This window comes from Acidovorax sp. 93 (assembly GCF_003633835.1).
In the GTDB taxonomy this organism is placed as follows: Bacteria; Pseudomonadota; Gammaproteobacteria; order Burkholderiales; family Burkholderiaceae_C; genus Acidovorax; species Acidovorax facilis.
Map to the genome: position 1 here is coordinate 2,124,421 of NZ_RBIT01000001.1, position 14,011 is coordinate 2,138,431.

Genomic DNA, 14,011 nt, shown 5'->3' on the forward strand with positions numbered 1-14,011 from the left:
AAATCTGGTGCCCAAAACAAAAGGCCCGTTGCGGGTGCATACGGGCCTTTGTGGAAAAAGTGTGCGCGTGCGCCTACTGTCTCCGCCCGTAGGGAGGTAGCAGTAGAGCCAGTGCAAACGAATTCATGCGGTGCAATGTAGCACAACTGGCCAGACATCATTCCAGTCACTTGTGCAGTCCACGTTCGTCCGGTTCGTCCGTCGAGGTGCTGATCACGCTGCTGTGCTGCCCTTTGGCCTTGCGCCAGGCGTACACGCCGTAACCGCTCAGGCCGTAGAACACGAACACGCCAAACAGCACGATGGGCGGGTGGATGTTGATGATGGCAATGCCCAGCGCGATCAGCACGATGGCTGCAAAAGGCACGCTCTTTTTCATCTGCACATCCTTGAAGCTGTAGAACGGCACATTGGTCACCATGGTGAGCCCCGCGTACAGCGTGAATGCGAACATGATCCAGGTCGTCTGACTCCAGGTCAGCCAGTGGTCTTCACCAGGATGCACGCCCAGCTCGGTCATCAGCCAGATGAACCCCGCCACCAAAGCTGCAGCGGCTGGCGAAGGCAGCCCCTGAAAATAGCGCTTGTCCACCACGCCGGTATTCACATTGAAGCGCGCCAAGCGAAGCGCGGCACAGGCACAGTACACAAATGCGGCAATCCAGCCCCAGCGGCCCAGCCCCTGGAGGGACCACTCATAGGCGATCAGGGCAGGCGCCGCCCCAAAGGACACCATGTCGGAAAGCGAATCCATCTGCTCGCCAAACGCACTCTGGGTATTGGTCATGCGCGCTACCCGACCATCGAGGCTATCGAGCACCATCGCACAAAAAACGCCCACGGCCGCCATGTCGAAACGGCCATTCATAGCCATCACGATCGAATAGAAGCCCCCAAACAATGCCGCCAGCGTGAACAGGTTGGGCAGGATGTAGATGCCCTTGCGCCGTTTGCGCACCATCACACCGGGGTTGTCGGTGGATTCATTGCCGTCATGCATTAAATTGACCTCCAGCGCTTGCCCATATTGCGTGAGCAGCTATTAAATTTATAGTATCCGGCAACTCCCGCTTCACAGACAGATCGCCGCGCGCCATCAAGGCGAAGGTCGCAGTGTAGCGCCTGCCAACAGGACCGACCGCCAACGAAAAAGGCCACCGAAGTGGCCTCGTGATGCTCCAGCGATGGAGAATCAGTTGCGGGTCTGATCGACCAGCTTGTTCTTGGCGATCCAGGGCATCATGGCGCGCAGTTGGCCGCCCACCTTTTCGATGCTGTGGTCGGCCGTGTTGCGGCGACGGGCTGTCATCGATGGATAGTTCAGACGGCCTTCCTGGATGAACATCTTGGCGTAGTCGCCGTTCTGGATGCGCTTCAAGGCATTGCGCATGGCGGCGCGCGACTGCTCGTTGATCACTTCAGGGCCGGTCACGTACTCACCGTACTCGGCATTGTTCGAGATCGAGTAGTTCATGTTGGCAATGCCGCCTTCGTAGATCAGGTCCACGATGAGCTTGAGCTCGTGCAGGCATTCGAAGTAGGCCATTTCAGGGGCGTAGCCGGCTTCAACCAGGGTTTCGTAACCCATCTTGATCAGCTCGACGGCACCGCCGCACAACACGGCTTGTTCGCCGAACAGGTCGGTCTCGGTTTCTTCCTTGAAGTTGGTCTCGATGATGCCGGCTTTGCCGCCGCCGTTGGCAGCTGCGTAGCTCAGGGCCAAGTCACGGGCCTTGCCGGACTTGTCTTGGTGCACGGCCACCAGGTGGGGCACGCCGCCGCCTTGGGTGTAGGTGTTGCGCACGGTGTGGCCAGGGGCCTTGGGCGCCACCATCCACACGTCCAGGTCAGCACGGGGCACGACTTGGTTGTAGTGCACGTTGAAGCCGTGGGCAAAGGCCAGCGAGGCGCCTTGCTTGATGTTGGGTTCGACGTTGTTCTTGTAGACGGCTGCGATGTCTTCGTCGGGCAGCAGGATCATGACCACGTCAGCGGATTTGACGGCGTCGTTGACTTCCAGAACCGTCAGGCCAGCCTTGCCGACCTTGTCCCACGATGCACCGCCCTTGCGCAGGCCGACCACGACCTTCACGCCACTGTCGTTCAGGTTTTGTGCGTGGGCATGGCCCTGCGAGCCGTAGCCGATGATGGCCACGGTCTTGCCTTTGATCAGGCTCAGGTCGGTGTCTTTGTCGTAGAAAACTTTCATGGGTCGCTCCGGTTGAAATGCGTTGTTGGGGGTTGAAATGGGAAAAACGGGGTGAATTGTCTTACACGCGCAAGATGCGCTCGCCGCGGCCGATGCCGCTGGCACCCGTACGTACGGTTTCCAAGATGGCGGTGCGGTCAATGGCCTGCAGAAAAGCGTCGTTCTTCGACTGGTCGCCGGTCAGCTCAATCGTGTAGCTCTTCTCGGTCACGTCGATGATGCGGCCACGGAAGATGTCGGCCATGCGCTTCATCTCCTCGCGCTCCTTGCCCACCGCGCGCACCTTCACCATCATGAGCTCGCGCTCGGTGTAGGCACCTTCGGTGAGATCCACCACCTTCACGACCTCAATGAGGCGGTTCAGATGCTTGGTGATCTGTTCGATCACATCGTCGGAGCCCGTGGTCTGGATCGTCATGCGCGAGAGCGATGGATCCTCAGTGGGCGCCACGGTGAGCGATTCGATGTTGTAACCACGGGCAGAAAACAGGCCGACAACGCGCGACAGCGCACCGGGTTCGTTTTCCAGCAGAACGGCAATGATGTGTTTCATAGGTGCAGATTCCTCTTTTCGCTGCCCTCCCCCGTGCACGGTAATGCACGGGCTTGGCAGGCAATAGATTCGTCAAAAAAGTGAATGCTATCTATTCGATAGCAGGTAGCGCTTGATGAACAAGCGCTGGAGGCCGATTTGGCTTAAAGGTCCTCCGACCCCAGCAGCATCTCGGTAATGCCCTTGCCGGCCTGGACCATCGGGAACACGTTCTCGGTGGGGTCGGTGCGGAAGTCCATGAACACGGTGCGGTCCTTGAGCTTGCGGGCTTCGCGCAGAGCGGGCTCTACGTCCTTGGGACTCTCGATCAACATGCCCACATGGCCGTACGCCTCTGCCAGCTTCACGAAGTTGGGCAGCGCGTCCATGTAGCTGTGGCTGTAGCGGCCGGAGTATTCGATCTCTTGCCACTGCCGCACCATGCCCAGGTAGCGGTTGTTGAGCGAGCAGATCTTGATCGGCGTGTTGTACTGCAGGCAGGTGGACAGCTCCTGGATGTTCATCTGCACCGAGCCTTCGCCAGTGATACAGAACACCTCGGACTGCGGCTTTGCCAGCTTGATGCCCATGGCGTACGGGATGCCCACGCCCATGGTGCCCAGGCCGCCAGAGTTGATCCAGCGGCGTGGCTCGTCAAAGCGGTAGTACTGCGCGGCCCACATCTGGTGCTGGCCCACGTCGGACGTGATGTAGGTGTCCGCGTCCTTGGTCATGTTCCACAGCGTTTCGACCACGTACTGGGGCTTGATGACGTCTGGGCTGCCCATGCTGTACTTGAGGCAGTCGCGCTTGCGCCAGCCTTCAATGGTGTCCCACCAAGCGGCCAGAGCACCCGAGTCAGGGCGCGTGCTGCTCTCGCGGATCATGGAGATCAGCTCGGTGAGCACGTCCTTGACGTCGCCGACGATCGGGATATCGACCTTCACGCGCTTGGAAATGCTCGACGGGTCAATATCAACGTGGATGATCTTGCGGTCGTTCTGCGCAAAGTGCTTGGGGTTGCCGATCACGCGGTCATCAAAACGCGCGCCCACAGCCAGCAGCACGTCGCAGTTCTGCATGGCGTTGTTGGCCTCGATGGTGCCGTGCATGCCCAGCATGCCCAGGAACTTGCGGTCCGACGCGGGGTAGGCACCCAGGCCCATCAGCGTGTTGGTGACCGGGTAGCCCAGCATGTCCACCAGCGTGCGCAGCTCATTGGTGGCATTGCCCAGCAGCACGCCACCGCCGGTGTAGATGTAGGGACGCTTGGCCGCCAGCAGGAGTTGCAGCGCCTTGCGAATCTGACCACCATGGCCCTTGCGCACAGGGTTGTACGAGCGCATTTCCACGCTTTGTGGATAGCCGCTGTACGGCACCTTCTTGAAGGAAACGTCCTTGGGCACATCCACCACCACGGGGCCGGGGCGGCCGGTGCGGGCAATGTGGAAGGCCTTCTTCATCGTCATGGCCAGATCGCGCGGGTCTTTGACGAGGAAATTGTGTTTGACGATGGGGCGGGTAATACCAACCGTGTCGCACTCCTGGAAGGCATCCAGCCCGATGGCGGGCGTGGGCACCTGTCCGGAAATGATCACCATCGGGATGCTGTCCATGTACGCCGTAGCGATACCGGTCACTGCGTTGGTGAGACCTGGACCGGATGTGACCAGCGCAACACCCACTTCACCCGTGGCGCGGGCGTAGCCGTCGGCAGCGTGTACGGCAGCCTGCTCATGGCGCACCAGCACGTGCTGGATGGTGTCTTGTTTGTAGAGCGCGTCGTAGATGTAGAGAACTGCACCGCCGGGATAGCCCCAGATGTACTGGACGTTCTCAGCCTGAAGCGACTTGATGAGGATCTCGGAACCCATGAGGTCCTGAGCAGCGGAAGCGGGGGAGGTGTTGCCCTGCGAAGCAGCGGCCGCTGAAGAGATTTCAGCCTTGGAGATTTCCATGATCGATCAACCTTTGTGAATTTCTCTGACGAAAAACCTTGGGTGCTCCTAACATGCGCTCTTGTGAAGCCAGCTTGGAACTTGAGGCCAAGGACATGGGCGGGATGATTGCCGCGCCGGACCGTGACCCGTTTGCCTTTGAATTGCAGTGGCGATTATCGCACTGCAACACATGTAAAACTGCCATCCCCCGAAAAAAACCCCGGCGGATGCGATAATCAAAGGCTTCACGTGCCGGATAGCCACATTTTTGTGAACTCACCGGCACCGATCCCCTCCCGGGCTGACCCGTCTTGGCAACCGAACGAGAACTCTCCGACTTCCTCAAAAGTGTAGAAAAGCGCGCATTCAAGCGCTCGGTCTACCACGTTCGCAATGAGGAAGCGGCGCTCGACATCGTGCAGGACAGCATGCTCAAGCTGGCAGAGCACTATGGTGACAAGCCAGCGGCTGAGCTGCCCATGCTCTACCAGCGCATACTTTCCAACTGCACGCTGGACTGGTTTCGCCGCCAGAAAACCCGCAATGCACTGTTTTCGAGCATGAGCGACTTTGAAGGTCCCGGCGAAGATGGCATGGATTTTGATCTGCTTGAAGCGTATTCAGGACCAGAAAATGGGGAACGGGCAGAGAGCGCTGAGGATCTGACCCGGCGGGCGCAGATCTTTCACGGGATCGAAGCCGAGATTGCCGAGCTGCCCCCACGTCAACGGGAAGCGTTCCTGATGCGTTACTGGGAAGAAATGGATGTAGCAGAAACGGCAGCCGCCATGGGCTGCTCCGAAGGCAGCGTCAAAACGCACTGTTTTCGTGCGATACAAACCCTCAGCAAGGCACTGAAGGCCAAAGGAATCGAGCCATGAACACTGTACAGACCCCATCGACACAGGCAGAAGCTGCGGCAGAGCGCTTTGCACTGCGCGTCACGGCGCGCTTGTCCAGCGGCACCGACGAATTGCCTTACGACATTTCCGAACGGCTGCGCGCCTCGCGCATGCAAGCCCTTGCCAAGCGCAAGAAAGACACCGTGCCGGTGCGTCTGGCGGCACCCGTTGTGGTGCATGCGGGTGGCAGTGCCACGCTGGGCCGTGGCGGCAACGAGGGTGGCGGCTGGTGGAATGCACTGGTGTCTGCCGTTCCGCTGATGGCACTGGTGGTGGGGCTGGTGGTCATCAACATTGCCCAGGACGAAAGCAGCGCCAATGACCTGGCCGAAGTCGATGCAGCCCTTTTGACCGACGATTTGCCGCCAGCAGCCTACGCTGACCCTGGCTTCGTACAATTCCTCAAAACCTCTGCCCCGTCGAACTGAGCCCCGCCCCCGACCGCGTACTGCATGCACCCAAGTTCACCCGACGCTTCCCCTGCCCTGCCAGCCTTCGTGCTGGCTTTGGCGCTCTTGGGCGTGCTCGCAGCGGTGGGTGGCCAGGTGCTGGTACAGATGCGCATGGCACCCGGCACCCTGCTGCCTGCGGGGGCTGAAGCTGCGGTTGCCAGCCCCAACAATGCCCGCACGTCCACCCGGCCTGGCGCCATGGCAGTGCCACAGGTCGAGACCGGCCCGGGCTGGGAAACCCTGACCACGCCCCAGAAACTGGCGCTGTACCCACTGGCAGAGCGCTGGGCGCTCATCAGCGAAACGCAAAAGCGCCGCTGGCTTGCGCTGGCCGCCAATTTTTCGGCGCTTCCTGAAGAAGAACAGGCCAAATTTCATGACCGCATGACGGACTGGGCCAGCCTGAGCGCACAGCAGCGCAACCAGGCCCGGCTGAACTATGCAGTCACCAACCGGCTTGCCCGCGACGACAAACGCGCCCAGTGGGAGGCCTACCAGGCGCTGTCCGACGAGGAAAAACGTGCGCTGGCTGCGCGTGCCGCCCCCAAGCCCAAGGGCGCCGCCACGGCCTTGCGCCCCGTGTCGCCCAAAAAGCTGGCCCAGGTTCCGGCGGCCACGCAGGCCAACCCCAGCCGCCCCAACGCACCGAAGATTCCGCCCGTGCTCGACCACAGCGCCCCCCGTGTGGCGGCACCGGTCACCCCCACGGCGCCCCCGGCGACCGGCGTGCCCACGCAAAATCCGGCCTCCAACGTGGTCGAGACGGCCCCCGTCTCGATTCCGGTGGCAGTACCAGCAGCACTCCCCCCTCTGGGCGCAGGTTCTGCAGAAACACCTGCGACAACAGCGCCCATGGTCACTCCCGACAACTCTGGCCTGTATCCTCAGTAGTCCCGTCGCTGGTCGACACTCTCCGCCTTGCTTTCGCCTTCTGGAATGACCGCCACCCCTCCCGCCCCAGCACCGCAGGCATCCCTCTCTGCAAAGACCTCTTCCGCCGCCCTCGGCCCCACGCCCAATTTGTGGCGCCGCATGGCCTGCTGGCTGTATGAGGGCATGCTCATGTTCGGGGTGGTCTTCATTGCAGGCTACCTGTTCGGCACCCTGAGCCAAACCCGCCACGCCCTGGACAACCGGCACGCCCTGCAGGCCTTTCTGTTTGTGGTGTTTGGCATTTACTTCACCTGGTTCTGGGCCAAAGGCCAGACCCTGGCTCAAAAGACCTGGCTCATCCGTGTGGTGGACACCGCCGGGCAACCCATCACCCAGGCGCGTGCGCTGCTGCGCTACCTGCTGAGCTGGGTGTGGTTCCTGCCGCCCTTGGCAGCCTATCTGTTGGGGGTCTCGGCCATTGAAGTGCTGGTGCTGCTGTTCGGCTGGGTTGCCATCTGGGCCATCCTGAGCCGCTTTCATCCCGAGCGGCAGTTCTGGCACGACGCCCTGGCAGGCACGCGCCTGGTGCACTTCGAGCTTCCGAAAAAGTAGCACCCGCGCGCGGGCTGCAACGCCCGCTGTCATGCGGCTGCGACACAATATCCCTATGCCCCTGTCCCCACCCGAGTCCTCCGCGCCCGCCAACCCTCAGAAGGCCCGCACGGGCTTGAACCGCATCTGGCACGCTGCGGGTTACTCCATCGAAGGCCTTCGCGCAGGCTGGAACGAAAAGGCATTCCGCCAGGAAGCCATTGCCGCCATGGTGCTGCTGCCCGCGTCTCTCTGGCTGGGGCAAAGCTGGGTAGAAACCGCGCTGCTGGCAGGCTCGGTGGTGATCGTGATGATCGTGGAGCTGCTCAACACCGGCATCGAAACCGCCATCGACCGCATCGGCCCCGAGTGGCACGACCTTTCCAAACGCGCCAAGGACATGGGCAGCGCTGCCGTGCTGCTGGCCTTGCTGCTGTGCGCGGGCATCTGGGGTGCAGCGGTTTTTCAGAGGATTTTCCATGGCTGAACCGACTTTTTCCGTGTGTGTGTATTGCGGCTCGCGACCTGGCGAGAACGCGGCCTTTGCCGACGCTGCCAAAGCGGTGGGCCAATGGATTGGCCAGCACGGCGGCCGGCTGGTGTATGGCGGCGGCCGCAGCGGCCTCATGGGTACGGTGGCCGAAGCCACGCGGCTTGCGGGCGGGCGCGTGGTGGGCGTGATTCCCCAGGCGCTGGTCGATAAAGAGCTGGCCAACCGCCAATGCGACGAGCTGCACATCGTGCAGACCATGCACGAACGCAAGGCCATGATGGCCGAGCGCAGCGATGCCTTTTTGGCCCTGCCCGGCGGCATCGGCACTTTTGAAGAACTGTTTGAAGTGTGGACTTGGCGCCAGTTGGGCTACCACGACAAGCCCCTGGGCCTGCTCAATGTGGCCGGCTACTACGACGGCCTGCTGGGCTTTCTGCAGACCAGCGTGGCCAGCGGCTTCATGGGCGAATGGCAGATGGGCCTGCTGCACGCCTCTACCGATGCCGAGGCACTGCTGCGCACGCTGGTGCAAGACGCCGGCCCCGACCAAGCGCACGTCCCGCTGCGCTCGGTGATCTAACGGCCTTCAAAGACTGGCGCAACAAGGCCAGTGCCACCGTGGAAATGGCTTTGCCAGGCCACTGGTGGCGTCACCCTCAGGGGGAAGGCGCGAAGCGACTCCGGGGGGAGCCTTACACAGCCGCGTCGTCCAGATCCCCAGTACGGATACGCACCACACGCTCCACGGCCGTCACAAAAATCTTGCCGTCGCCAATCTTGCCGGTGCGGGCCACATTCACGATGGCGTCCACGCAGCGGTCCACGTCCTCGGTTTTCACGACAACCTCGACCTTGACCTTGGGCAGGAAGTCCACCACGTACTCGGCGCCACGGTACAGCTCGGTGTGGCCCTTCTGACGGCCAAAACCCTTCACCTCGGTCACGGTGAGACCGGTCACGCCACACTCGGCCAGGGCTTCGCGGACTTCTTCGAGCTTGAAGGGCTTGATGACGGCGGTGATCATTTTCATGGCGGGTCTCCTGGAGGATGTAAAAAAAGGGGTCTGAAAGCGCAGCGCCGAAGCGTCACGCCCTGAATTTGCTGGTGATAGGGTAACGCCAGTCCTTGCCAAAGCTGCGGCGCGTGACGCGAATCCCTACCGGCGCCTGGCGGCGCTTGTACTCGTTGAGCTTGATGAGGCGCGTGACACGCTCCACATCGGCACGTTCAAAGCCGCTGGCGATGATGGACTCGATGGGCTCGTCGTTCTCCATGTAGCGCGCCACGATGGCGTCCAGCACCTCGTAGGGCGGCAGGCTGTCCTGGTCTTTCTGGTCGGGCCGCAGCTCGGCGCTGGGCGGGCGCGTGATGATGCGCTCTGGGATCGGACTGGCGCCCGTGCCATACGGGTCGTTGGCGTTGCGCCAGCGGGCCAGGTCGAACACGCGGGTCTTGGCCACGTCCTTGATCACTGCGAAGCCCCCTGCCATGTCACCGTACAGCGTGCAGTAGCCCGTGGACATCTCGCTCTTGTTACCCGTGGTGAGCACGATGGAGCCGAACTTGTTGGACAGCGCCATGAGCAGCGTGCCCCGGATGCGCGCCTGCAGGTTTTCTTCGGTCGTGTCTTCGGGCAGCCCTGCAAAATCGCTGGCCAGTGCGGCCTTGAAGGCCTCGAACTGCGGCTTGATGGAGATCTCGTCGTAGCGCACGCCCAGGCGCGCGGCCATGTCGCGTGCGTCGATCCAGCTGATGTCGGCCGTGTAGGGCGAAGGCATCATCACCGTGCGCACCTTGTCGGCCCCCAGCGCATCCACGGCCACCGCCAGCACCAGGGCCGAATCGATGCCCCCCGACAGCCCGAGCAGCGCGCCCGGAAAGCCGTTCTTGCCCACATAGTCGCGCACGCCCAGCACCAGGGCATCCCACAGGTCGGCCTCCAGGCTTTTCTCCGGGGTCACCTCTGCTTCAATTTTGATAGCTGATTGCACTTGATGGACCTGCGCAAACACCAGTTTTTCTTCAAAACCCGGCCCCCGGCAGGCCACCAAGCCATCGGCATTGAGCGCGAACGAGCGGCCTTCAAACACCACCTCATCCTGCCCGCCGACCAGGTGCGCGTACACCAGCGGCAAACCCGTCTCGGCCACACGCTCGCGCATGGTGGCTTCGCGCTCGGCGCTCTTGCCCAGGTGGAAAGGCGATGCATTGATCACCGCCAGCATTTGTGCCCCCGCTGCGGCAGCATCGCGTGCAGGGGTGGCAAACCACGCGTCTTCGCACACCAGCACCCCCACGCGCACGCCTTCCACCTCGAAGATGCAAGGCTTGTCGCCCGCCACAAAGTAGCGGCGCTCGTCAAACACCTGGTAGTTGGGCAGCTCGCGCTTGGCATAGGTCTGCTCGATCTGCCCATCGCGCAGCACGCTGGCGGCATTGAAGCAAGCGCTGAACGCCGGAGCGTCGGGCGCCACGGCCTGCGGGTGGCCCAGCACAATGGCCAGGCCTTTCAACCCCGCAGTCTCGCGGGCCACGGTTTTCACGGCATCATCACAGGCCGCAATGAAGGCGGGGCGCAGAAACAGGTCTTCGGCCGCATAGCCGCAAATCGCCAGCTCAGGCGTCAGCAACAAGCGGGCGCCCTGGGCATACGCCTCGCGGGCCGCCGCAATGATCTTTTGGGCGTTGCCGGGCATGTCGCCCACGACAAAGTTGAGCTGCGCAGTGCAAATGGAGAGCGTCATGGAACTGGAATCGGCCCCTGCGGCCAGGTTGAACACCGCCCACACGGGCCCGCAGCTTGCAAAACAAAACCGGGGCGTGCATGGCTGAATCTGCCATTATCGCCCGCGTACTTGCCACTGCGCTGGACGTGGATGCTGCGGCCTGGAACACCCTGCTGGCCCAGCAAAGCCACCCCACGCCCTTCATGCGCCACGAATACCTGGCCGCCCTGGAGACAAGCGACAGCGCCACCCCACGCACCGGCTGGGCGCCGCGCTTCATGACCCTGTGGGAGGGCGACACCCTGATTGCCGCCTGCCCGCTGTACCTCAAGAACCACTCCTACGGCGAGTACGTGTTCGACTGGGCCTGGGCCAGCGCCTACGAACAGCACGGCGTGCCCTACTACCCCAAGGCCGTGATCGCCGTGCCCTTCACCCCCGTGCCGGGCAGCCGCCTTTTGGCCCGTGACGATGCTGCACGCGCTCTGCTGGTGCAGGCCGTGTGCCAGTGGTGCGAGGACGAAAACGTGTCGTCCGTGCACATCCTGTTTGCCAGCGACGACGACGTGCTCACCAGTGCGCAGCAAGACCTGATGCTGCGGCACACCGTGCAATTTCATTGGAAGAATGTGGCCCCCACGCTCCCCGCTGCGCGTGGTTCGCTGCCCCCCGAGGGGGCCCTCACCGCCTTGGGGCGGCCCGGCGGCGGCGAGAACGTTGCCCCCACGCTCCCCGCTGCGTCTGATGCCCCCTCCCCCGACAGCACCTTGCCCGGCGGCGGCTCGGGCCAACCCTTCAAAGACTTCGATCACTTCCTCGCCAGCCTCGCCCAGGACAAACGCAAGAAGATCCGCCAGGAGCGCCGCCGCGTGGCGGATGCCGGGGTCAGCTTCCGTTGGTCGCGCGGCGCGGACATCAGCTCAGCCGACTGGGATTTTTTCTACCGTTGCTACGAACGCACCTACCTTGAACACGGCAACCCGCCCTACCTCACGCGGGACTTCTTCGCCCGCATGGCGGCCCACATGCCCGAGGCCTGGCTGCTGTTTGTGGCCGAGCGCGACGGCCAGCCAATTGCTAGCAGTTTGATAGCTGTCAGCGCTTTACCATCCAGCGCTGGCAGCCAAAAAAACCAAGAATTAGTTGCATACGGCCGGTATTGGGGCGCGCTGGAGCGCGTGGACTGCCTGCACTTCGAAGCCTGCTACTACCAGCCACTGCAGTGGTGCATCGAGCACGGCGTGATCCGCTTTGAGGGCGGCGCCCAGGGCGAGCACAAGATGGCCCGCGCCCTGCTGCCCGTGCAGGCCACCAGCGCCCACTGGCTGGCGCACCCGGCTTTTGCCGACGCGGTGGAGCGGTTCCTGCAGCGCGAAGGCGCCGGGGTGGCTGAGTACCTGAGCGAACTGCACGAACGCAGCCCGTTCAAGACAGCCTGAGCCAGCGCAACGCCAGCCCGTCCCACACCAGCTTGCACCAGCCTGACAACGCCACCAGCGCGTTGGATGCGCCCAACCTCGGGTTCTCCCGACCTCGGCACAGCTTTTGCAACGGCATACTGGCGGCCGCCCGCACCCGGGCTGCGCACCACGGCGGCCCATCCGCCCGCCCGTCAACCCACAGCACCCTCACCATGGCCGCTCCGCAGCATGTCCCATTTCTGACGGTGGAAGACGAAGACGACTGGGTCGTCTCATTCGCGCTGGGCCCACAGGGCGCCCACCGCCTCACCCTGGTACGCACCCCCCGGCTGGAATTCATGCTGCGGCCCGAGCAGCGCGGTGTGTCGGTGGGTGCCGAAGCGGGCCAGCGCCCCGCCCTGCTGGTCGCGGTGCAGTGGGGCCCCAAAAGCGTGGACGTGGTGTCCACCGCCAAGCGCTACAGCCTGGACATCAGCAAGGTAGACAACGCCACCCGCACGGCGGCACTGCGTGTGCTGGGCAAGATGAACTTTGACCAGCGGTTTCAGCTGGCAGGCAACTGACCAACGGCTGCAGACGGCCCGTCAACCGCTCACAGATAAATAGCTGTCTGCGCTTTCCTGACAAGCGCTGCGGGCCAATCTGATTCAACCATTCGGGCCAGCCGAGTAGGCCAATGCGGTCCACTTGCGCTCGCTCGCAGCGGACTCCACCACCTTTTCGATAAAGCGCACCCCCTCGGCACCATCCTCCACGCGCGGATAGTCGGCCGCCAAAGGGTCGGCCGCGCGGCCAGCGGCACGCGCGCGGATGTCGGCCGCCACACCCAGGTAGATGTTGGCAAAGGCTTCGATGAACGCCTCGGGGTGCCCCGCTGGGATGCGCCCGGCGCGCCGCGCCGATTCGCACAGCCACGGCGAGCCGCGCGTGAGGATGCGGCGCGGGCCGTCCACCGGGGAGTGGATGAGCTGGTTGGGCTCCTCCTGCCGCCAGGTGATGGTGCCCAGCGTGCCGGACACCTGCAGGCGCAGGTCGTTCTCCAGCCCCGCTGCCACTTGCGATGCCACGATGAAGCCGCGTGCGCCGCTGTCGTAGCGCAGCAGCAGCTGGGCGTCGTCGTCCAGCCGCCGCCCGGCGCCAAAGGTGGTGAGGTCGGCACACACCCAGGCGGGGTGCTGGCCGGTGACGGTGGCGGCCAGGTTTTCGGCGTGTGATCCGATGTCCCCCAGGGTTCCTGCGCTGCCGCTGCGCGCCGGGTCCAGCCGCCAGTCGGCCTGCTTGTTGGCGCCGCCCTCTTCCACGGCTGTGGCCAGCCAGCCCTGGTTGTATTCGACGGTGATCTTGCGGAGCTGGCCCAGCACACCGCTGTGCACCAGGTGGCGTGCCTCACGCACCATCGGGTAGCCGGTGTAGTTGTACGTGACGCCAAACACGGTGCCCGCCTTCTTCACGGCGGCCACCAGCTCGTCGGCCTGCGCGCGGGTGTGCACCAGCGGCTTGTCGCACACCACATGGAAGCCCGCCTGCACAAACGCCAGCGCCACCGGGTGGTGCACATGGTTGGGGGTGACGATGCTCACCAGGTCTATGCGCTCATGCGCCGGTCGGCGCAGTTCGTCGGCCAGCAGGTCCTGCCAGCTGCCGTGGTTGCGGTCATCCGCCAGGCCCAGCTCGGCGCCGGATGCGCGCGCCCGCTCAGGCGATGACGAGAGCGCACCGGCCACCAGCTCGAACTGGCCGTCGAGCGCCATCGCCTTGCGGTGCACCGCGCCGATGAAGGCGCCATGGCCGCCGCCCACCATGGCGTAGCGGAGCTTTTGGGGACTGGACATACGAAACGCCTTTGCTCGCTGTGTGTTGTAGTTATCGGT

Annotated in this window: 15 protein-coding genes; 8 read left to right on the top strand and 7 right to left on the bottom strand. The window is 63.3% G+C overall.

All coding sequences use genetic code 11. The features are described from left to right. Positions 1-166: 166 nt before the first annotated feature. The 4 genes from pssA to C8C93_RS09595 all read right to left on the bottom strand — a co-directional run bounded on the left by pssA (position 167) and on the right by C8C93_RS09595 (position 4,699). A complete protein-coding gene (pssA, locus tag C8C93_RS09580; protein ID WP_055393781.1) occupies positions 167-1,000 on the bottom strand; it encodes a CDP-diacylglycerol--serine O-phosphatidyltransferase in 834 nt (277 codons plus the stop codon). Positions 1,001-1,192: 192 nt separating this feature from the next. Beyond that, positions 1,193-2,209, bottom strand: a complete 1,017-nt coding sequence (gene ilvC / locus C8C93_RS09585) for a ketol-acid reductoisomerase (protein WP_055393779.1) — start codon at positions 2,207-2,209, stop codon at positions 1,193-1,195. A 61-nt stretch (positions 2,210-2,270) separates the two neighbouring features. Further along, positions 2,271-2,762 (bottom strand): acetolactate synthase small subunit, encoded by a 492-nt coding sequence (gene ilvN / locus C8C93_RS09590; protein WP_007857867.1) that lies wholly within the window; start codon positions 2,760-2,762, stop codon positions 2,271-2,273. A gap of 143 nt (positions 2,763-2,905) precedes the next feature. After that, a complete protein-coding gene (locus tag C8C93_RS09595; protein ID WP_121506718.1) occupies positions 2,906-4,699 on the bottom strand; it encodes an acetolactate synthase 3 catalytic subunit in 1,794 nt (597 codons plus the stop codon). 293 nt (positions 4,700-4,992) lie between these two features. Between C8C93_RS09595 and C8C93_RS09600 the strand changes: the two genes are divergently transcribed. From C8C93_RS09600 to C8C93_RS09625, 6 genes are read left to right on the top strand one after another with little or no spacing between them, the layout of a single operon-like run. Then, a complete protein-coding gene (locus C8C93_RS09600; RefSeq protein ID WP_121419806.1) occupies positions 4,993-5,562 on the top strand; it encodes an RNA polymerase sigma factor in 570 nt (189 codons plus the stop codon). Further along, positions 5,559-6,011: a DUF3619 family protein gene (locus tag C8C93_RS09605; RefSeq protein ID WP_121506719.1), complete on the top strand. Its 453-nt coding sequence runs from the start codon at positions 5,559-5,561 to the stop codon at positions 6,009-6,011. The genes C8C93_RS09600 and C8C93_RS09605 overlap by 4 nt, the downstream gene beginning before the upstream one ends. A 24-nt stretch (positions 6,012-6,035) precedes the next feature. Then, positions 6,036-6,926 carry a DUF3106 domain-containing protein gene (locus C8C93_RS09610; protein ID WP_121506720.1) on the top strand — a complete coding sequence of 297 codons (891 nt, stop codon included), beginning with the start codon at positions 6,036-6,038 and terminating at the stop codon, positions 6,924-6,926. Between the two features lie 45 nt (positions 6,927-6,971). Further along, on the top strand, positions 6,972-7,520 hold the full coding sequence (locus C8C93_RS09615; protein ID WP_055393768.1) for an RDD family protein: 549 nt from the start codon (positions 6,972-6,974) through the stop codon (positions 7,518-7,520). Positions 7,521-7,575: 55 nt separating this feature from the next. Beyond that, positions 7,576-7,986: a diacylglycerol kinase gene (locus C8C93_RS09620; protein ID WP_055393766.1), complete on the top strand. Its 411-nt coding sequence runs from the start codon at positions 7,576-7,578 to the stop codon at positions 7,984-7,986. Beyond that, the gene (locus C8C93_RS09625) at positions 7,979-8,572 is read left to right on the top strand and encodes a TIGR00730 family Rossman fold protein (RefSeq protein WP_121506721.1); all 594 of its coding nucleotides are present in this window, start codon (positions 7,979-7,981) and stop codon (positions 8,570-8,572) included. Before C8C93_RS09620 ends, C8C93_RS09625 begins: the two co-directional genes overlap by 8 nt. 112 nt (positions 8,573-8,684) lie before the next feature. Here C8C93_RS09625 and C8C93_RS09630 read toward each other — a convergent pair whose 3' ends face one another. Together C8C93_RS09630 and C8C93_RS09635 are read right to left on the bottom strand one after the other, a co-directional pair. After that, complete coding sequence (locus C8C93_RS09630; RefSeq protein WP_007857855.1) at positions 8,685-9,023, bottom strand: P-II family nitrogen regulator; 339 nt, start codon at positions 9,021-9,023, stop codon at positions 8,685-8,687. 55 nt (positions 9,024-9,078) lie between these two features. Further along, on the bottom strand, positions 9,079-10,737 hold the full coding sequence (locus C8C93_RS09635; protein WP_121508724.1) for an NAD+ synthase: 1,659 nt from the start codon (positions 10,735-10,737) through the stop codon (positions 9,079-9,081). Positions 10,738-10,817: 80 nt separating this feature from the next. Here C8C93_RS09635 and C8C93_RS09640 point away from each other — a divergent pair, with 80 nt between their 5' ends. Both C8C93_RS09640 and C8C93_RS09645 read left to right on the top strand, forming a co-directional pair. After that, positions 10,818-12,158: a GNAT family N-acetyltransferase gene (locus C8C93_RS09640; protein ID WP_121506722.1), complete on the top strand. Its 1,341-nt coding sequence runs from the start codon at positions 10,818-10,820 to the stop codon at positions 12,156-12,158. A 194-nt stretch (positions 12,159-12,352) separates the two neighbouring features. Continuing rightward, positions 12,353-12,703, top strand: a complete 351-nt coding sequence (locus C8C93_RS09645; RefSeq protein WP_010461104.1) for a hypothetical protein — start codon at positions 12,353-12,355, stop codon at positions 12,701-12,703. 84 nt (positions 12,704-12,787) lie between these two features. On the opposite strand, the gene C8C93_RS09650 is transcribed toward C8C93_RS09645, so the two are convergent. Next, positions 12,788-13,972, bottom strand: a complete 1,185-nt coding sequence (locus C8C93_RS09650; protein ID WP_121506723.1) for a Gfo/Idh/MocA family protein — start codon at positions 13,970-13,972, stop codon at positions 12,788-12,790. Positions 13,973-14,011 lie beyond the last annotated feature (39 nt).

What these genes read in the sequence shown, in the direction of transcription:
- pssA (WP_055393781.1), bottom strand. Translation starts at nt 1,000, where the DNA reads ATGCATGACGGCAATGAATCCACCGACAACCCCGGTGTGATGGTGCGC.
- ilvC (WP_055393779.1), bottom strand. Translation starts at nt 2,209, where the DNA reads ATGAAAGTTTTCTACGACAAAGACACCGACCTGAGCCTGATCAAAGGC.
- ilvN (WP_007857867.1), bottom strand. Translation starts at nt 2,762, where the DNA reads ATGAAACACATCATTGCCGTTCTGCTGGAAAACGAACCCGGTGCGCTG.
- C8C93_RS09595 (WP_121506718.1), bottom strand. Translation starts at nt 4,699, where the DNA reads ATGGAAATCTCCAAGGCTGAAATCTCTTCAGCGGCCGCTGCTTCGCAG.
- C8C93_RS09605 (WP_121506719.1), top strand. Translation starts at nt 5,559, where the DNA reads ATGAACACTGTACAGACCCCATCGACACAGGCAGAAGCTGCGGCAGAG.
- C8C93_RS09610 (WP_121506720.1), top strand. Translation starts at nt 6,036, where the DNA reads ATGCACCCAAGTTCACCCGACGCTTCCCCTGCCCTGCCAGCCTTCGTG.
- C8C93_RS09615 (WP_055393768.1), top strand. Translation starts at nt 6,972, where the DNA reads ATGACCGCCACCCCTCCCGCCCCAGCACCGCAGGCATCCCTCTCTGCA.
- C8C93_RS09620 (WP_055393766.1), top strand. Translation starts at nt 7,576, where the DNA reads ATGCCCCTGTCCCCACCCGAGTCCTCCGCGCCCGCCAACCCTCAGAAG.
- C8C93_RS09625 (WP_121506721.1), top strand. Translation starts at nt 7,979, where the DNA reads ATGGCTGAACCGACTTTTTCCGTGTGTGTGTATTGCGGCTCGCGACCT.
- C8C93_RS09630 (WP_007857855.1), bottom strand. Translation starts at nt 9,023, where the DNA reads ATGAAAATGATCACCGCCGTCATCAAGCCCTTCAAGCTCGAAGAAGTC.
- C8C93_RS09635 (WP_121508724.1), bottom strand. Translation starts at nt 10,737, where the DNA reads ATGACGCTCTCCATTTGCACTGCGCAGCTCAACTTTGTCGTGGGCGAC.
- C8C93_RS09640 (WP_121506722.1), top strand. Translation starts at nt 10,818, where the DNA reads ATGGCTGAATCTGCCATTATCGCCCGCGTACTTGCCACTGCGCTGGAC.
- C8C93_RS09645 (WP_010461104.1), top strand. Translation starts at nt 12,353, where the DNA reads ATGGCCGCTCCGCAGCATGTCCCATTTCTGACGGTGGAAGACGAAGAC.
- C8C93_RS09650 (WP_121506723.1), bottom strand. Translation starts at nt 13,972, where the DNA reads ATGTCCAGTCCCCAAAAGCTCCGCTACGCCATGGTGGGCGGCGGCCAT.